20 protein-coding genes are annotated in these 16316 nt (G+C 60.8%); 6 read left to right on the top strand and 14 right to left on the bottom strand.

Features of this window, described 5'->3' with window-relative positions; translation table 11 throughout:
• Positions 1 to 288 precede the first annotated feature (288 nt).
• From JMA46_RS09075 to JMA46_RS09085, 3 genes are read left to right on the top strand one after another with little or no spacing between them, the layout of a single operon-like run.
• Positions 289 to 573, top strand: a complete 285-nt coding sequence (locus JMA46_RS09075; RefSeq protein ID WP_207345021.1) for a hypothetical protein — start codon at positions 289 to 291, stop codon at positions 571 to 573.
• Positions 567 to 1097 (top strand): hypothetical protein, encoded by a 531-nt coding sequence (locus tag JMA46_RS09080; RefSeq protein ID WP_348770104.1) that lies wholly within the window; start codon positions 567 to 569, stop codon positions 1095 to 1097. The genes JMA46_RS09075 and JMA46_RS09080 overlap by 7 nt, the downstream gene beginning before the upstream one ends.
• Complete coding sequence (locus JMA46_RS09085) at positions 1094 to 1744, top strand: SIMPL domain-containing protein (RefSeq protein WP_207345022.1); 651 nt, start codon at positions 1094 to 1096, stop codon at positions 1742 to 1744. Before JMA46_RS09080 ends, JMA46_RS09085 begins: the two co-directional genes overlap by 4 nt.
• A 68-nt stretch (positions 1745 to 1812) precedes the next feature.
• Here JMA46_RS09085 and JMA46_RS09090 read toward each other — a convergent pair whose 3' ends face one another.
• Positions 1813 to 3312: a long-chain fatty acid--CoA ligase gene (locus JMA46_RS09090; protein ID WP_207345023.1), complete on the bottom strand. Its 1500-nt coding sequence runs from the start codon at positions 3310 to 3312 to the stop codon at positions 1813 to 1815.
• A gap of 197 nt (positions 3313 to 3509) precedes the next feature.
• On the opposite strand from JMA46_RS09090, the gene JMA46_RS09095 reads away from it, so the two are divergent.
• On the top strand, positions 3510 to 4646 hold the full coding sequence (locus tag JMA46_RS09095; protein WP_207345024.1) for an Rv2578c family radical SAM protein: 1137 nt from the start codon (positions 3510 to 3512) through the stop codon (positions 4644 to 4646).
• 45 nt (positions 4647 to 4691) lie between these two features.
• Here the strand turns inward: JMA46_RS09095 and JMA46_RS09100 are convergent, their stop codons facing one another.
• On the bottom strand, positions 4692 to 4883 hold the full coding sequence (locus tag JMA46_RS09100) for a DUF5302 domain-containing protein (RefSeq protein WP_207345025.1): 192 nt from the start codon (positions 4881 to 4883) through the stop codon (positions 4692 to 4694).
• A 90-nt stretch (positions 4884 to 4973) separates the two neighbouring features.
• Positions 4974 to 5396 (bottom strand): (deoxy)nucleoside triphosphate pyrophosphohydrolase, encoded by a 423-nt coding sequence (locus tag JMA46_RS09105; RefSeq protein ID WP_207345063.1) that lies wholly within the window; start codon positions 5394 to 5396, stop codon positions 4974 to 4976.
• A gap of 144 nt (positions 5397 to 5540) precedes the next feature.
• Between JMA46_RS09105 and JMA46_RS09110 the strand changes: the two genes are divergently transcribed.
• Positions 5541 to 6758, top strand: a complete 1218-nt coding sequence (locus JMA46_RS09110; protein ID WP_207345026.1) for an MFS transporter — start codon at positions 5541 to 5543, stop codon at positions 6756 to 6758.
• Between the two features lie 9 nt (positions 6759 to 6767).
• Here JMA46_RS09110 and JMA46_RS09115 read toward each other — a convergent pair whose 3' ends face one another.
• The 5 genes from JMA46_RS09115 to infC all read right to left on the bottom strand — a co-directional run bounded on the left by JMA46_RS09115 (position 6768) and on the right by infC (position 10730).
• Positions 6768 to 7703, bottom strand: a complete 936-nt coding sequence (locus JMA46_RS09115; protein ID WP_207345064.1) for a cation diffusion facilitator family transporter — start codon at positions 7701 to 7703, stop codon at positions 6768 to 6770.
• Between the two features lie 118 nt (positions 7704 to 7821).
• Positions 7822 to 8733 carry an RNA methyltransferase gene (locus tag JMA46_RS09120; RefSeq protein WP_207345027.1) on the bottom strand — a complete coding sequence of 304 codons (912 nt, stop codon included), beginning with the start codon at positions 8731 to 8733 and terminating at the stop codon, positions 7822 to 7824.
• 67 nt (positions 8734 to 8800) lie between these two features.
• Positions 8801 to 9184: a 50S ribosomal protein L20 gene (rplT, locus tag JMA46_RS09125; protein ID WP_054010475.1), complete on the bottom strand. Its 384-nt coding sequence runs from the start codon at positions 9182 to 9184 to the stop codon at positions 8801 to 8803.
• A 108-nt stretch (positions 9185 to 9292) separates the two neighbouring features.
• The gene (rpmI, locus tag JMA46_RS09130) at positions 9293 to 9487 is read right to left on the bottom strand and encodes a 50S ribosomal protein L35 (RefSeq protein ID WP_038467906.1); all 195 of its coding nucleotides are present in this window, start codon (positions 9485 to 9487) and stop codon (positions 9293 to 9295) included.
• A gap of 103 nt (positions 9488 to 9590) precedes the next feature.
• Positions 9591 to 10730, bottom strand: a complete 1140-nt coding sequence (gene infC / locus JMA46_RS09135; protein WP_207345028.1) for a translation initiation factor IF-3 — start codon at positions 10728 to 10730, stop codon at positions 9591 to 9593.
• Between the two features lie 274 nt (positions 10731 to 11004).
• On the opposite strand from infC, the gene JMA46_RS09140 reads away from it, so the two are divergent.
• Positions 11005 to 11412, top strand: coding sequence for a DUF1844 domain-containing protein (locus JMA46_RS09140; RefSeq protein ID WP_207345029.1), 408 nt, complete (start codon positions 11005 to 11007; stop codon positions 11410 to 11412).
• Positions 11413 to 11840: 428 nt separating this feature from the next.
• Here the strand turns inward: JMA46_RS09140 and JMA46_RS09145 are convergent, their stop codons facing one another.
• The 6 genes from JMA46_RS09145 to JMA46_RS09170 all read right to left on the bottom strand — a co-directional run bounded on the left by JMA46_RS09145 (position 11841) and on the right by JMA46_RS09170 (position 16273).
• The gene (locus JMA46_RS09145; RefSeq protein ID WP_207345030.1) at positions 11841 to 12743 is read right to left on the bottom strand and encodes an SseB family protein; all 903 of its coding nucleotides are present in this window, start codon (positions 12741 to 12743) and stop codon (positions 11841 to 11843) included.
• Positions 12744 to 12746: 3 nt separating this feature from the next.
• The gene (priA, locus tag JMA46_RS09150) at positions 12747 to 13481 is read right to left on the bottom strand and encodes a bifunctional 1-(5-phosphoribosyl)-5-((5-phosphoribosylamino)methylideneamino)imidazole-4-carboxamide isomerase/phosphoribosylanthranilate isomerase PriA (protein WP_207345031.1); all 735 of its coding nucleotides are present in this window, start codon (positions 13479 to 13481) and stop codon (positions 12747 to 12749) included.
• 78 nt (positions 13482 to 13559) lie between these two features.
• On the bottom strand, positions 13560 to 13709 hold the full coding sequence (locus JMA46_RS09155) for a hypothetical protein (RefSeq protein WP_207345032.1): 150 nt from the start codon (positions 13707 to 13709) through the stop codon (positions 13560 to 13562).
• The gene (hisH, locus tag JMA46_RS09160; RefSeq protein WP_207345033.1) at positions 13709 to 14386 is read right to left on the bottom strand and encodes an imidazole glycerol phosphate synthase subunit HisH; all 678 of its coding nucleotides are present in this window, start codon (positions 14384 to 14386) and stop codon (positions 13709 to 13711) included. The genes JMA46_RS09155 and hisH overlap by 1 nt, the downstream gene beginning before the upstream one ends.
• On the bottom strand, positions 14383 to 15003 hold the full coding sequence (gene hisB, locus JMA46_RS09165) for an imidazoleglycerol-phosphate dehydratase HisB (protein ID WP_207345034.1): 621 nt from the start codon (positions 15001 to 15003) through the stop codon (positions 14383 to 14385). Before hisB ends, hisH begins: the two co-directional genes overlap by 4 nt.
• Before the next feature lie 172 nt (positions 15004 to 15175).
• Positions 15176 to 16273, bottom strand: a complete 1098-nt coding sequence (locus JMA46_RS09170) for a histidinol-phosphate transaminase (protein ID WP_207345035.1) — start codon at positions 16271 to 16273, stop codon at positions 15176 to 15178.
• Positions 16274 to 16316: the final 43 nt, after the last annotated feature.

Here is a 16316-nt window from a genome sequence, read left to right on the forward strand (position 1 = left end):
AGATCACCAGCGGCGGTGAAATGCCGCAGCCTTCGGATGGCGGGCCGTATCATTGCGGCCACTGCCGCGGCGATGCTTTTGTCGTCGTGCACTTCACACTTCCAGCCTAGCTACAACCAGACGGAACCGGGGGCACTGCTGCACGCCTTGGACTGCTCGACGGCCGTCGGCGGGAGATCTGGCCCCTCCGATACTTCCACTGAACGCAAGGGACGAGTCCCGGAAGGTTTCATCCCTGTCGATGTGGTGCGCTGCACGTGGTCGCAGCACGTTTCCCCCTCTGCTGGAATGACGACTGTCGAATCCATTGTGACCAAGGAACACCTGTCCGGCGACTACACCGCTCTGCTGGCAGCACTGGCCGAACCCAGCGACCGTGCGCACAACGTGTCTTGCCTCGACTTCGCAGAACTGGTTCCCGAGTTGTGGCTTGTCAATGCTGACGGCCAGGCAATCAAAGTGCAGTGGCCGCTGGATGGCTGCGAGCACTCCAAGCCGGACACGGCCAAGGCCCTGGCGGGGCTCACCGTCACTGACACCACCACCCTTGTCGGAAAGACAAACCCGTGGTGAACGCCAGCCAGCGGCTTCGCGCCGTCGCCAACGCAGTGAACCTGTCCACGGCCACCGGGTTGTTGCTGGCCGTGCTCAGCCGCACCCGCGTGGAGAAGGGCCCGCAGGGGTTACTCCTGGGCATCAACTACAAGCCCCCACTTCCCTTAGCCGGGGCCTTCACTGTGGGCAACGTTGTTTTTTACCGTGCCGACAGGGCGCTCATTGACTCCCGTCCAGAGCTGCTGGAGCACGAGGCCGGGCATGCAACCCAATACGCCTGGTGCCTGGGCCTGCCCTTCTTTCCGCTTTACGCCGCCTGCGCGGCTTGGTCGCTGTGGCGCACAGGCGATCCCGGTAGCCGGAATTTCTTTGAGCGCAATGCCGGCCTCCAGCGGGGCGGATACCGGGAACTTCCAACCGTGGCCCGGCTGCCCGCCATCAAGGCTCAGCTTCTGCGGATCACATCCCGTGATTCCCCTTACCGCCGTACCCCGCTCAAGCCCGCAGATGATGCCGCACCCGAGAAAAGGACCCACCCATGATTGATCCGCCGAACGAAAACACGAACACTGTCACGGTGACCGGCCAGGGAAGGGCCCACGCCGTGCCCGACTATTTCACCATAAACATTGGCATAGAGGCTTCCCGTACCACGGTGCGCGAAGCTTATGCGAGCGCCAGTGCTGCCGTGAATGCCGTCAGCTCGAAACTGTTGTCCATGGACGTGGCCCGTGAGGTGATCAGCTCATCCTCGCTGGATGTCCGGGTTGACACGCGCTGGCAGGAAGGAGCCGGTTCGGTCGTGACCGGCTACACCGTTTCCAGCACGTTGACCGTGGCATTGCGTTACGACCAGGGAGCCGAGGACGTCGTTGCCGCAGTGGTGGACACTGGCAGCGACAGTGTCCGCCTGAACGGCATGAGCCCTGTTGTATCGGATCCCTCGGCTGCCCAGGATGCAGCCAGGGCCGTTGCCTGGTCCGAGGCGCGCCGGGCAGGGGAACTATACGCCGAACTGGCAGGTCGTTCGTTGGGTGCGGTGGCCCGGGTGGTGGAAAGCGCCGGCCATGATGGGACGCCGCGTCCAATGATGGCCTTGGCCGCCATGGGCCGCGAAAGCGCCATGGCCATTGAGCCAGGCCACAGCGACGTCTCACTGGCCGTCACGGTGACCTGGTTCCTGGAATAACCTGCGGCTGACCGGCTGAGCGACAAATTTGCAAAGTTGCCGATTTGCCGGGCGGACAGCAGCCCGGTCTAGGAAATGGTGATTTCGCGCTTGAGGATCTTCCCTGTCGGTCCCTTGGGCAGCGCGTCCATGATGACAATCTTGCGCGGATACTTGTAGGCAGCCACCCGCGCCTTGACGAACTCCTGAATGTCCGCGGCGAGCGCCTCTGGGTTCTCGGCCCCGTCTGCTCCTTCCTTGAGCGAAACGGCGGCGACAACCTCTTCGCCGTGAACGTCGTCGCGCCTGCCAATAACGGCAGCTTCGGCGACGGCGGGGTGCTCGTAGAGAACTTCCTCCACTTCCCGCGGGTAGATGTTGTAGCCGCCGCGCAGGATCATGTCCTTCTTCCTGTCGACGATGAAGAACACGCCGTCGTCGTCCTTGCGGCCGAGGTCGCCGGTGAAGAACCAGCCGTCCCGGATGGCGGCCGCAGTCGCTTCAGGGTTCTTCCAGTACCCCTTCATGATGTAGCCTCCTGCGGCGACAATTTCCCCGACTGTGTCCGCGGGGGCTTCATTGCCGTCGTCGTCCACTACTTTCAACTGCGCCCCCTCCACCACCGTGCCGATGGAGCCGGCTTTGCGGATTCCATCCACTTGGTTAAAGCAGATCACAGGGGACGTTTCGGAGAGTCCGTAGCCCTCCAGCAGGGTTGCGGCGAAGGTCTGCTCAAATTCATGCAGGATTTCCACTGGCAGCGCCGAGCCGCCCGATGCAGCCACACGCAGGCTGGAGACGTCGAATTTTTCCCGTCCCGCGGCGCGCAGCAGTGCGATGTACATGGTGGGGACGCCCTCAAAAATGGTGACCTTGTCCCGCTGGATGATTTCCAGAGCCTTGACGGGTTCGAACTTGGGTAGGAGGGTCACGGTTGCCCCGCCGAGCACGGCCGCGTTCAACGCGCAGGTTTGACCAAATACGTGGAAGAACGGCAGCCCGCCGAAAATCACGTCCCCGGGCACAATGCTGAACAACTTCGTTGACAGGACGGCGTTGCCCAACAGATTGCCATGCGTGAGCTCCGCCCCCTTCGGCTTGCCGGTGGTTCCCGAAGTGTAAAGAATGACGGCGGTGTCATCCGCCTCTGCCGGTGCAACTTCTGTGATGGCCTCAGCGGCGGACACGACTCCCATGAGTGCTGCGTCGATCGGGATGGTGTGTGTCCCCGTGACGGCAGCAGCGGCGGCTACCTCACCCATGGACCCCTCCCAAGCGAAGGCAAGGGTGGCGCCTGAATCTGCCAAGTGGTATTCAACTTCGCGGGACTTCAGCAGCGGGTTCAGTGGCACGACAACGGCGCCGTAGCGCAGGATCCCGTAGTACAGCGGCGGCATTTGCGGCAGGTTTGGTGAAATGAGCGCCACCCTGTCCCCCGGCTTCACCCCGTTCGCAGCCAGCAGGCCTGCCACTTTGGCACTGAGCAGCTCCAAGGCTCCGAAGGAGATTTCAATGTCATCTAATTTGATGGCGACTCCCGCGGGGTTGCTTTGTGCAGAGGTGCCCACAATGGTGGCCAGGTTCGTCATATCCGCTCCTTGGTGGTGAGGTTATCCGGTAGCCTACGCAACGGTTTGCGTCTAGGCCCGGCAATAGGGCACCAGGGCCCAGTTCTTCAACCATAGTGCTACTTCCAGTGATATGCAGCACATTCCTACTGGTGAGTAACAAATATTTTAGTCATTCTCCATTGCCTTCAATATCGAATATATGTTCTAATAGTTCCATGCGGTGGATACGTCAAGAGCTCAGCCAGCCCCTCTTCCCCGACCAAAACGAGGCGGACGGGACGGCCACGCCACAGCTTCCCATCTCCGGCTTGGTCAAAAGTGTCACAACCCCCGAATTTGCTGGCATCACGTTTCATGAGGTCATCGCGAAGTCGGCATTGAACAAGATCCCACCCACTTCTTCCATGCCGTTTAGCTGGACAGTGAACCCCTACCGTGGCTGCTCCCACGCCTGCGTGTACTGCTTTGCCCGCAAAAGCCACAGCTACCTTGACTTCGATCCGGGCCAGGACTTTGACTCGCAGCTTGTTGTGAAGGTCAACGTCGCTGAGGTGCTCCGCAAGGAACTGCACAAGCCCTCATGGCAGCACGAACATGTGGCGCTGGGGACCAACACCGATCCGTACCAGCGGGCCGAGGGCCGCTACAAGCTCATGCCTGGAATCATCGGCGCCCTGGCTGATTCCGGCACACCGTTTTCGATTTTGACCAAAGGCACCCTGTTGGCCCGCGATGTTCCACTGCTGCGCGCTGCAGGACAGCAAGTCAGTGTGGGTGTTGGCATTTCCTTGGCCCTGCTCGATGAAGGGCTGGCTCAGGCACTGGAACCGGGCACCCCTGCACCCCAGGCCCGGCTGGCATTGATCGGCAAGTTACGCGATGCAGGGTTGCCATGCGGTGTCATGGCCATGCCCATCCTGCCGTGGCTCACTGATTCCCAGGAGGCGTTGGATGCCTTATTCACAGCTCTGGCGCGCGCCGGGGCCACAGGAGTGAGCGCCGGTGCGTTGTTTCTGCGTCCCGGCACCCGTGAATGGTTCATGCAATGGTTGGCGAGCCACTATCCCGCCCTGGTGGACAGCTACCAGCGCCTCTACGGAAACGGTGCCTACGCTTCCAAGGAGTACCGGCAATGGCTGGCGGACAGGGTCAACGAGGCGAAGGTTCGCAACGGGTTCACCACCTCTGGTTTCATCCACAATCCCCGGCACGAGGAAGCGAGGTACCCTGCAGGCAGCCTGCCACCAACGGATTCCATCAGCGCCGGGGTCACTGATCCGCGACCGTCGGAAAAGGCGGGCATCCCCGTAAGGACACCCGCCTTTTCCGACCCTGCCCCCACGCTGTTCTAACGCACTGATCACTGGGACCACTTAGCGGGGCATCAAACGCTGGGACTATCCGCTCTTGCGGCGGAATTCACGCTTGTGGCTTGCCGCACCATGTGAGGCATTGATCTTGGAATCATTGGCTGCTTCCACGCTGCCATGCTGCTTGTTCTTCTTGTTTTCCAGGGCCTGGCGAAACTTTTCCTTCGTTTCTTCACTGGCACCGGTGGGGGTTTGCTCGCTGTGGTTCTCACTCGTCATGTCACAACCTCCTTGGGGTCTTCAAACCCCAGTGTGGCACAAGCGGACAGCTTTTCAACACCCGCGGGAGCCGTTTTATGGAAGCCGGAATTATTGGTGGGCTGCGAAAGCGACCAATGCCTGCACAATGGGCAGGTCGGCAGGTATCCATTCCAGCCCAAGGATTTCCGCACCGTCCAACTCAACCCATTGGAGCAGGTCGTGGTCTTCCAACGGCTCCGGAGTTCCGTCCGTCACCTGTGCCAGCCACACGCGCATGGCGGTGTTGGCATTCAAGGGCCAGCCATTCGACGTCGGACATTGCAGTTCGCTGCCCAAGCTGGCCGTGACGCCAAGCTCCTCCGCCAGTTCCCGGTGCAGCGCCTGCTGCGGGGTCTCCCCCGTTTCCACCTTGCCGCCGGGGAATTCCCACATGCCCGCGAACTCCGGTGGTGCCGTGCGTCGGGCAGCTAGAAGCTTCTCAGGGCGTTCAAGGGAATCCACCAAAGCGGCGCCAACTATCTGCTTTTTCATCGTCACCAGGCCAGTCTAGTAACGAACTAGACTGGAGGCTGCCTCTTGCTGCCGTGCCCGACCCGGCCCAGCACCGTTGTGCCGGCTCCACGTGCTCGGCATCTTCGTGGCAGCGAAGGAAAATCACCCTGCGAAAGTTGCTTCATGACCCTGCATAAGACTCAGCACGATGTCAAAACATCCTCACCGAACGCTGTTGCGTGGGCAATCCTGTCCCTGGCTATCGGCGGTTTTGGCATCGGCACCACCGAATTTGCCATGATGGGACTGCTGCCCAACGTTGCTGAAGGTGTGGGGGTCAGCGTACCCACGGCTGGACATGTGATTTCCGCCTACGCGTTGGGTGTCGTTGTGGGTGCACCGCTGCTCGTGGCCGTTGGCGCGAAAATGCCGCGCAAGGCACTCGCGCTGGGGCTGATGGCGCTCTTCACCGTGGGCAACCTACTCTCCGTTTTTGCCCAGGACTACTCAACTTTGCTCGTTACCCGTTTCATTGCCGGCTTGCCGCACGGCGCGTTCTTTGGTGTGGCCGCCGTATTGGCGGCGTCCCTCGTAGCACCTACCAAGCGCGGGCGGGCCATCTCAATGGTCATGATGGGCTTGTCGGTGGCCAATGTGCTCGGTGTTCCGCTCGCCACTTTTGTAGGACAGCAATTTGGCTGGCGCTGGCTGTTCGTGCTGGTGGGCATCATTGGTGTCATCACCATCGTGTCCATCGCGTTCTTTGTCCCGGCCCAAAAAGCACATCCCGAGGCCAGCCTGCGGCGCGAACTCAGTGCATTGCGTCGCGGCCAGGTCTGGCTGACTCTGCTTGTGGGCGTTGTTGGCTTCGGCGGCTTCTTTGCCGTGTACACCTACGTCGCCAACACCATGACCGATGTGGCAGGCTTTGCCTCCGACTTCCTGCCGGTCATAGTGGGGCTCTACGGCTTGGGCATGGTAGCTGGCAGCTACATTGGCGGCAGGATGGCGGACTGGTCCGTCATGGGCAGCATCTACGCGATGATGGGATTCATCGCCGTGATCCTGGTAATCTACGCAGCTACGGTTCACATCCAGTGGATGGCGCTGCTCATGATCTTCGTCATCGGGGCGTCCGGGTCCATGCTCGTACCGTCCCTGCAGACCCGCCTACTCGATGTTTCACCCGGCGCCCCGACGCTGGCATCATCACTGAACCACTCAGCACTGAACATGGCTAATGCCCTGGGCGCCTTTGTGGGCGGCCTCGTCATCACCTGGGGTTGGGGATTCACCGCCCCGGCGCTGGTGGGTGCGGTACTTGCCGTGCTGGGTCTGGCGATTGCTCTATTCAGCGGGTTCTTGGACAAGACTGGCAGCAAAGTCGCCCAACAGGCTTGAGTGGCTAGTTTACGGCTTGGCGGAGGCTGCATTGTCCGAGTAAATGTCCGGCTCCAAATAGATGACCTTGGCAATGGGCACTGCTGCCCGGACACGCTTCTCTGCGTCATTGATGGCCGTGGCAATCTGTGCCCCGGTTTCACACTCCAAGACGGCAATCTTAGCGGCCACCAGAAGTTCCTCCGGCCCCAAATGCAGTGTCTTCAGGTGGATGATCTTACTGACGCCAGGGCCCACCAATGCCGCTTCAACCGCGCGGACGTCCTCCACCGTGGCTGACTCCCCCAACAAGAGCGACTTGGTCTCAAGTGCAAGAATGACAGCCACGCACACCAGCAGCAGACCAATCAACGCAGTTCCGGCCGCATCCCATAAACCGTTGCCGGTGATGATCGTCAGGGTTACGCCGAAGAGTGCAAAGACCAGGCCCACAAGTGCTGCCGCATCTTCCAGCAGGATCACCGGCAGCTCGGGGGCCTTGGCAGACTTGATGTACTGCACAAGACTGTGCTTGCCCCGGGCAGTGTTGGATTCCTTAACGGCCACGAAAAAGGAGCGTCCTTCCAAGGCGATGGCACCAACCAGCACCACCAAGGGTACCCACGCCCATTGCGGATCCATACCGTGCGGGTGTTGAAACTTCTCATAGGCCTCGTACAGCGCAAAGAGGCCACCGACGCTAAAGAGGACGATGGAGACGACGAACGCATAAAAATAGCGTTCGCGGCCGTAGCCGAATGGGTGCTCCGGGCTGGCCTGGCGCTTGGCCTTCTTGCCGCCCAATAACAACAACAGTTGATTCCCTGAATCGGCCACCGAGTGAATGCCTTCAGCCAGCATCGATGACGACAACGTCAAAAAATACGCCAGGAACTTCAACACCGCAATGGACAAATTGGCAACAAGTGCCGCAACTATGGCCTTGTTGCCGCCTTCATGAGACACAGTGGTTTCCCCTCGTTCACGGCGGCCCTGCAGGCACACCCAAATAGGCATGACCTCATGCCCATGACGAAAAGAATTCTACCGTGTCGCGCTGCCTTGTACTGCAGCAATACTCGCGCTAGAGCGCCCGGCGTTGCGCCCGGGCACTGGCATACAGGCACACCGTGGCGGCTGTTCCCAGATTCAGGGATTCTGCTGCCCCATACACAGGCACTGCCACGCGGTGGTCCGCCAGAGCCTTCTCCTCACCTGCGAGTCCCTGCGCTTCATTGCCAAAGAGCCACAACGTGGGCTCCTCCAGCGAATAGGTGGAGTCCGGGATCTGCTGGTCGAAGGACCGTGCAGCGCTTTCATCCTGCAGCAAGTCAAGGTTCAACTGGCCGTAGCCGTCTGCGGCGAGGGTGCCCACGCCCGCAGTCTTCGCAGCAGCCACTACCTCGGCGAGGTCGGCACCCAACACAACGGGGAGATGGAACAAGGAGCCGGCGGTGGAGCGCACCGCTTTTGGATTGTAGATGTCCACGCTGGAGTGGGAGAAGATCACGGCGTCGGCCCCGGCAGCGTCGGCTGCACGCAACACGGTGCCGGCATTGCCAGGGTCGCGCACCTGCACGAGCATGGCGATCAGCTTGGGTTTCGCAGCGAAGACTTCCTCCAAGGGAACGTCCACAAAGTTGCACACGGCCAGCACGCCTTGAGGAGACACGGTGTCAGTCATAGCGGCCAGCACCAGTTCACTGGCTATGCGCACTTGCAGGCGTGCACCCGGCGCGGAAGCTGATTCGAAAAGATCGGGATGCTTCTTCAGGCACTCGATCGTGGCATACAGGGCCTCCACCACGGGCGTTCCACCTGCAGCGAGGCATTCACGATGAGCCCGTAGGGCTTCCCGCACGGCCTGAGGCCCCTCAGCCAGGAACTCGCGGCGCTTTAAACGGCCCGAGCGCCCTACCAGTTTGGCGACGTCCCTCACTCGATCTGCTCGAGGATTGGTCATTGCTTCTGCTGGCGGGCGCCCGGGTTCACTCATGCTTAGGACTGTAGCAGCCACTTCGCAGGAATCGGGAACTGATGCGTTCCCAAAGGCAAAACTGTAATTACTTGGCGACCGGTGCTGACGTGTCAGCAGGCAGTGCAGCCTTGGCGATCTTGACCAGCGCAGCGAAGGCACCGGCGTCGTTGACGGCCAGGTCGGCCAGCATGCGACGGTCAACCTCGATCTCAGCAGCCTTCAGGCCCTGGATCAAACGGTTGTAGGTCAGGCCGTTGGCGCGTGATGCAGCGTTGATGCGCTGGATCCACAGGCGACGGAAGTCACCCTTGCGCTTGCGGCGGTCACCGTAGCTGTACACAAACGAGTGCAGCAGCTGCTCTTTAGCCTTACGGTACAGGCGTGAACGCTGTCCGCGGTAACCCTTTGCGCGCTCAAGAACAACCCGACGCTTTTTGTGGGCATTTACAGCCCTCTTCACACGTGCCACGTGCGTACTCCTTCAAGTTTAAAGATCCCAAGCCAATCATGCCAGGGAAGGCTTTGATGAAATGGTGTCAGCCCCAAAAGTGGGAATCACACCGATTGACTTGCGAAATTAGATGCCGAGCATCTTCTTGATGTTGCGCACATCTGCCTTGGCAACCAACAGGTCACCCTTCAGGCGGCGCTTCAAGCTGGAGGGCTTGTGCTCCAAGTAGTGGCGGCGATTGGCCTGCTGGCGACGCAGCTTACCGGAACCGGTCAGCTTGAATCGCTTCTTCGCACCACTATGTGTCTTCATTTTAGGCATGAGGACCTGTCTCCTTACGTATCCACCGGCGCTGCCTGTGGTTCTCTTGCAGCGACCGGTTGGGTCACTGTGTGGGTGTATTCACCGCTGAAAAAGGAATATCTTATTCAGCCGAGTTGGGGGAATCGGTCGCTGCTGCGCTCTTTGCGGAGGCAGGCTTGACGGCCGGTTTTGCTGCTGCCTTGGCGGCGGGCTTGGCTGCAGGCTTTGCAGCAACAGGCTTGGCCATCGGCTTGGGCATGGGGATGGGCTTTGCGGCAACAGGCTTCGGCGCGGCGACTGGCTTCGGCGCAACCACCGGCTTGGCTGCAGCCTTGGGAGCTGCCACCTCCGGAGCAGCTGCCTTGACCGTCGCAACCTTGGCGGGAGCGGCCTTCACAGGTGCAGCCTTGACGGGAGCGGCCTGAGCAGGCACGACGGCGGGGGCCGGGGTCTCTGCCGGAGCGGCAACTTCAGAGGCGGCCACGGGGGCAGACGCTTCGGGAGCTGCTTCAACGACCGGTGCGGGAGTCTCTTCGACAGCCTGGGCGGCGGGAGCTTCGGCGTCGTCAGTTAGGTGCAAACCGTCAGGGAGCAGTTCCGCCAGGGACTGCGTCATGGGCGCCTTGTTGTCGCGGTCGACGTCAACGCGGGCCGTGCCATTGGCTACTGCCTCGTTCTGTGCCTTGGCATCTGCACGCTGCTGGTTGCGGCGCGCCTCAGCCTTGGCTTCAGCCTTGTTCTTCAAGGGACCAATGACCATGACCATGTTGCGGCCGTCAATGCGCGGGCTCGACTCGATGATGCCAACCTCGGCAACACCTTCGGCGAACTTCTGCAGGAGGCGGATACCCATTTCCGGGCGCTGCTGCTCGCGGCCACGGAACTGGATCATGGCCTTGACCTTGTCACCGGCACCGAGGAAGCGCAGTGCATGCCCGCGCTTGGTCTCGTAGTCGTGCTTGTCGATCTTGAGGCGGAAACGGATTTCCTTCAAAACGGTGTTGGTCTGGTTCTTACGGGCTTCGCGAGCCTTGACTGCGGCTTCGTACTTGTACTTGCCGAAGTCCATCAGTTTGCAGACCGGCGGTTTGGCCGTCGGTGCTACTTCAACCAGATCCAAGTCGGACTCTGCTGCTAAACGGAGGGCATCCTCAATGCGGACAACCCCAACTTGTTCGCCTGCTGGCCCAACCAACCGCACCTCGGGGACGCGGATTCGATCATTGATGCGTGGCTCGCTAATCTGTAGCTCCTGTTGCATAAGAAAAGGTGAATACCATCAGCAACGAAGAAGGCCCCCGATCTGCTGATGCAGTGGAGGCCTCGAATTGATCGGCGCGGGATCCTTCGAAAAGGACCTGCCTGCCCCAAAGGGACGGCGCCGACCGGAACCAGACAACGCCATGAATGGGTCGAAAGGTGGGAGAGGACTCCACTTGCAAACTCATTGCTGCGCCTTGTGCACCCAAGTGATTTTCATCGTTCAGGCACTAACAAATAACAGCATCGAGTCGGTCTATGACAAGCTTAGCAGTATGAGTAGCTCAGATAATAATTCGGACACCCGCAACACCTTTCAGGCCGCCCCGGAGGAGGCCCTGAGCGATGCACAAGCAGCCTCGGTCATGCGTGACATTGCCGAAGTTCCGGCCGTGGAAGTCATTACGACGGCGGCAGTACACCTCATGAGCGCAGCAGCAGTCAAGTGTGGGCTCGCTGAGGGCGAGAACGCCGAGGAACTAAAAGACCTGGATGAAGCCCGCAAGCTCATCACAGCACTGGCCGGCTTCATCACGGCTGCAGCCCCGGAAATTGGCAGCCAGCACGCCGGACCCCTGCGCGACGGCCTGCGCGCCCTGCAGTTGGCCTTCCGCGAAGCTTCCAGCATCCCTGACGCTCCGGGCAAGGGCCCAGGCGAGAAGTTCACCGGGGCCGTCAACTAATCCCCAATCCCGCCCCAAGGGGGTCCGCTGGCGCGTACCCCCTTGGGGCCCCTCGGGATTGTGGGCCCAACCAAATCGCTGTGGCCGCTGTCACCAGCTGGACGCGCTGATTGCTTTTTCAAGGGAGCTGCACTTACCTAGTTAGGCCTTCAGTCGTCTCAGAGCGGTTCCTTTGCGACGCACCGAGTCCTGTCATACGCGTATGGCCAACAATCGAAGCGCCGCAGCAGAGGTGGAGTACTGTGCCAAGATTCCCCACGCTGTCGTTGTGGCGCAGGGTGGCAACCATGCTGACATTGGTGCCCGCCAATGTCAGCAGCGGCGATTCCGGCTGCGGCATACCCCAGTTTCACTGTCTCCGCCACGGGCAGTCTCAGCAATACCCCGGCTGCCATGTGGGGGACGCGGACGGCACGCCAATGAAGTAGCTATTTCGGGGATGGGTGGCGAAGTCGGATCTGTACCGAATCAACTGCTTGCGCAAAGATTTCATTCTGTGCCCAGAAATTCTGCAGGAAGCTCAGCAGGTTGTTCACGGAAGCCTGATCAAGTCCAGGCTCCAAGGTCAGTGTGACGCACAGTTCCGGGCCGGTGCCGCCACCGGGGACAACCAACCCTGATTCAGGGGAGACTGTGGTCCATTGTGATTTTATGCCCTCCCCGGCACTGGCCGAAACAGCAACCACGCTTGGGTGACCCAGGGCCGCCAGCGACTCCTCCAGCACGGCCGCAACAGCAGGATCCGCATAGCTGGGCAACCAGTCCTGCTGTTGAGCCAATGCCCACAGTGCGGGCCGTCGCACCACAAAAGTCCGCTCTGAACCGGGATCAAGAACCAGTAGTTGTGATTCTTCCGACACTGCAGACAACGCGGCCCGGGCAGCGTAGACGGCCACTGGCCGTGCCTCCGGATGCCACCGGGTCAAGGCCTCTGCGTGGGAAAAGGCCGGCTGTGCTTTACGCCCATCCGGGCCCTGGAGAGTCACCAGAGCCATGTCGGATTCTTTGTCGGAGACCAGTCCGTTCTCCCCCACCGTCTCCTCAGCCAGTTGGGCCACGATAGGGATAAAAACACGCGCGGTGGCGAGCGATGCTACAACCTGCGCTTCAGTCCCGTCACCTGCGGCAAGTCCGGCCAACGCTGCGGCATAGCCGGCATCCATGGCGCCGTCGTCCGCGTCAAAATTGTGGTACTTCTCCTGCGCCGGCAGGTCCCGCCCGGCCCAGGGCTGGCCAGCAGAATCAGTGGCACCACCGGCACCTGCCAAGGCTGCGGCAATGTGGCCAGGAAGGTGTTTTTGAGGCGGTCCGGCCGCAGGCTTTTCAGTCATGGGCTAGCGGCGGCCTGCGACGTCCAGTGCCTGCGGCAAGGTGAACTGACCGGAGTACAGGGCCTTGCCTATGATGGCACCTTCAACGCCTTCGCCGACGAGTTCGCGCAGGACACGGAGGTCTTCCAAGCTGGAAATGCCGCCCGAGGCAACGACCGGTTTCGAGGTACGGGAGCACATTTCACGCAGCAGTTCAACATTGGGGCCGCGCAGGGTTCCGTCCTTGGTGACGTCGGTGACCACGTAGCGGGCACAACCTGCGTCTTCGAGGCGGGCTAGGACCTCCCAAATGTCCCCGCCTTCCTTGGTCCAGCCACGACCGGCCAGCGTAGTGCCGCGCACATCGAGTCCGACGGCGATCTTGTCGCCGAAGCGCTCAATGACCTTGGCGGTCCATTCCGGGTTTTCCAGTGCTGCCGTGCCCAGGTTCACGCGCCCGACGCCCAGTTCCAATGCGCCTTCGAGGGAAGCGTCATCGCGGATGCCGCCGGAGAGCTCTACCTTCACCGTCAAGGCGCTCACCATTTCGCGCAGCAACTCAACGTTGGAACCGCGTCCAAAGGCTGCGTCAAGGTCCACAAGGTGAACCCACTCCGCACCGTTGTTCTGCCAATTCAGCGCAGCTTCCAGGGGTGAACCGTAACCGGTTTCCGAGCCTGCCTCGCCCTGCACAAGGCGCACAGCCTGGCCGTCCGCTACGTCAACAGCGGGCAACAATTCCAAAATGGGGGTGGTCATGGGATCCTCAACGTCATTATTACTGGGGCTGGAAGCGACCGGCGTCGGCCGCCTGCTGGGCGGTGTTGCAAGGTGTTGCTATTGCGTGAACAAGAATGCTGCCACCAGTGACATGGCGGCGAGAAACAGGAAACTAACGGGTATCCAGCGGGCTGTCTTTTGCTGGTAGAACGTGTAGGCGCCACCAATGAGCAGACCGGCCAGGCCCATCAACAACAGTGACCACATCAGCGTGCCTTTTTGGACAAGGACTGCACCCAATTACGCAGCAATCGCGCACCGGCGTCACCGGATTTTTCCGGGTGGAACTGGGTGGCGCACAGGGGACCATTTTCAATGGCGGCAATGAACGGTGCACCGTGTTCGGACCAGGTGACAAGCGGGGGACGCATTTTCGGTTGCAGCACCTCAAAGTCCCAGCTTTGCACACCGTAGGAGTGCACAAAGTAGAAGCGCTCGTCCTCTATGCCCTCAAACAGCATGGTGCCTTCCGGCGCCTTGACGGTGTTCCAGCCCATGTGAGGGACGACATCGGCGGGCAGCAGTTCCACTGTTCCCGGCCACTCGCCCATGCCTTGTTCCTGGATGCCGTGTTCAACTCCGGCGTCAAAAAGGACCTGCATGCCAACACAAATGCCCAGCACGGCACGCCCACCGGCAACCCGGCGTCCGATCATGCGCAGGGCATCAACACTCTTCAACTCGGCCATGACCGAGCCGAAGGCACCCACCCCGGGCACCACGAGGCCGTCGGCATTGAGCACGTCCTCGGCCTTGGCGCTCAGGGTAACGGTTGCACCGGCACGCTCCAGGGCGCGCACGGCTGAGCGCACATTTCCTGAACCGTAGTCCAGGACTGTGACGGTGGGTTTAGTTGGTGCGGTCTCGATGTCTTCAGAACTCACAAAAGACCCTTCGTGGACGGAATTCCGGTGACGCGGGGATCAGCTTCAATTGCTGAACGAAGTGCGCGGGCAAAGGCCTTGAACTGTGCTTCGACGATGTGGTGCGGGTCGCGGCCGGCAATGACGGTCATGTGCAGGCATATCTGTGAGTGCAACGTGATGGCTTCAAAGACGTGACGGGTCAGCGAACCGGTGAAGTGACCACCGATCAAGTGGTACTCCTGACCTGCTGGCTCGCCTCCATGGACAAGGTAAGGGCGCCCGGACACGTCGACGACGGCATTTGCCAGTGCCTCATCCAGCGGGATGGTCGCCTCCCCGAAACGGCGGATCCCAGCTTTGTTTCCCAACGCCACCTTCAGCACTTCGCCGATCGAGATGGCAACGTCCTCCACCGTGTGGTGGGCATCGATGTGGGTGTCTCCGGTTGCTTTGATGTTCATGTCAATCAAGGAGTGCTTGGACAGTGCTGTCAGCATGTGGTCGTAGAACGGCACGGACGTGTCAATGGTGGACACCCCTGTTCCGTCGAGGTTGATTTCAACCATGACGCTCGACTCGCTCGTAGCCCTCTCCAAACGGGCTGTGCGTCCCTGGCCGGGCGTGATCTCAGTCATTGCAGCTGTCCTTTGATAAGTGCGTCGGGGTCCCTGCCGTGTGCAGGGCGCGGTGGGGCGCACGAACGATCCTTGTGGGTAACACCAGTTTACGAGAAGAGCAGGGCTTAAGCCCAAACAGTCCGCTCCCGGCGTCATGCCCAGCACGGACGACGGCGCGGACTCCTTGCGTTTATCCGGCCAGAATGGCGCGCAGTCCAGTGAGGAACGCGCTGGTTTCGGCTTCCGTGCCGGCCGTGACGCGTAGGTGCCCGGCAATTCCCACGTCGCGGATCAGCACGCCCTGAGCTAACAGGGCTGCCCAGACGTCGGCTGGCTTTTCAATGCCGCCAAAGAACACGAAGTTTGAGTCCGAAGGAGCCGGTGTGAGACCCATGTCCGTCAGCTCGGACACGATCCGGTCGCGTTGCACCTTGATCTGCTCAACGTTGGCCAATAGGGATGTGGAGTTGCGCAGGGCAGCAACTGCCGTCGCCTGCGTGATGGCTGAGAGGTGGTAGGGAAGCCGGACCAAGCGCAGTGCATCTGCAACTTCCGGGGCGGCGGCCAAGTAGCCAAGGCGTGCTCCAGCAAGGGCGAAGGCCTTGCTCATGGTGCGTGAGACCACGAGGCGCGGCCGTCCCTCAAGCAGACTCAGGGCGCTGGCCGTCCCTGTCTTGGAAAATTCTGCATACGCTTCGTCGACGATCACGATTGTTTGTGATGTCTCGCCGGCCTCGTAGACCGCTTTGACGACGTCCAATCCCAGCGCGGTGCCAGTTGGGTTATTCGGTGAGCAGAGGAAGACAACGTTGGGTGCGTGCTGGCGGACTTGCTCGGCCGCGGACTCCGCGCTCAGGCTGTAGTCAGCAGCACGGACACCCTCCAGGTAGCCGGTTCCTGTTCCACTGGCCAGCAGTGGGTACATGGAGTACGTGGGAGGGAATCCCAGGGCAGTCCGCCCGGGGCCGCCAAAAGCCTGCAACAACTGCTGCAGAACCTCATTGGATCCGTTGGCCGCCCATAAGTTCTCTTCGTTGAGTCCATGGCCTAGATAGGAAGCAAGTTCTTGACGAAGGATTGTAAATTCACGGTCCGGATACCGGTTCAATCCTTCAAGTTCGGCTGCCACGGCATCCATGATGGCTGCCTTCGCATCGGCCGGAATGCCAAAGGTGTTTTCATTGACGTTCAGCAGCACCGGCACGTCGAGCATGGGCGCGCCATAAGGGTGCTGTCCGCGCAGATCGTCACGGAGTGGCAATTGGCCGAGGCGTTCAAACTGATCCATGGCTCCATCGTATTTCCCGAACGGCCCAAAGACCGAAACGATG

The organism is Arthrobacter sp. E3, assembly GCF_017353415.1.
Lineage (GTDB): Bacteria > Actinomycetota > Actinomycetes > Actinomycetales > Micrococcaceae > Specibacter.

Coding starts and splice junctions, on each gene's coding strand:
- JMA46_RS09075 (WP_207345021.1), top strand. CDS start 289: ATGACGACTGTCGAATCCATTGTGACCAAGGAACACCTGTCCGGCGAC.
- JMA46_RS09085 (WP_207345022.1), top strand. CDS start 1,094: ATGATTGATCCGCCGAACGAAAACACGAACACTGTCACGGTGACCGGC.
- JMA46_RS09090 (WP_207345023.1), bottom strand. CDS start 3,312: ATGACGAACCTGGCCACCATTGTGGGCACCTCTGCACAAAGCAACCCC.
- JMA46_RS09095 (WP_207345024.1), top strand. CDS start 3,510: ATGCGGTGGATACGTCAAGAGCTCAGCCAGCCCCTCTTCCCCGACCAA.
- JMA46_RS09100 (WP_207345025.1), bottom strand. CDS start 4,883: ATGACGAGTGAGAACCACAGCGAGCAAACCCCCACCGGTGCCAGTGAA.
- JMA46_RS09105 (WP_207345063.1), bottom strand. CDS start 5,396: ATGAAAAAGCAGATAGTTGGCGCCGCTTTGGTGGATTCCCTTGAACGC.
- JMA46_RS09110 (WP_207345026.1), top strand. CDS start 5,541: ATGACCCTGCATAAGACTCAGCACGATGTCAAAACATCCTCACCGAAC.
- JMA46_RS09120 (WP_207345027.1), bottom strand. CDS start 8,733: ATGAGTGAACCCGGGCGCCCGCCAGCAGAAGCAATGACCAATCCTCGA.
- rpmI (WP_038467906.1), bottom strand. CDS start 9,487: ATGCCTAAAATGAAGACACATAGTGGTGCGAAGAAGCGATTCAAGCTG.
- infC (WP_207345028.1), bottom strand. CDS start 10,730: ATGCAACAGGAGCTACAGATTAGCGAGCCACGCATCAATGATCGAATC.
- JMA46_RS09140 (WP_207345029.1), top strand. CDS start 11,005: ATGAGTAGCTCAGATAATAATTCGGACACCCGCAACACCTTTCAGGCC.
- JMA46_RS09145 (WP_207345030.1), bottom strand. CDS start 12,743: ATGACTGAAAAGCCTGCGGCCGGACCGCCTCAAAAACACCTTCCTGGC.
- priA (WP_207345031.1), bottom strand. CDS start 13,481: ATGACCACCCCCATTTTGGAATTGTTGCCCGCTGTTGACGTAGCGGAC.
- JMA46_RS09155 (WP_207345032.1), bottom strand. CDS start 13,709: ATGTGGTCACTGTTGTTGATGGGCCTGGCCGGTCTGCTCATTGGTGGC.
- hisB (WP_207345034.1), bottom strand. CDS start 15,003: ATGACTGAGATCACGCCCGGCCAGGGACGCACAGCCCGTTTGGAGAGG.
- JMA46_RS09170 (WP_207345035.1), bottom strand. CDS start 16,273: ATGGATCAGTTTGAACGCCTCGGCCAATTGCCACTCCGTGACGATCTG.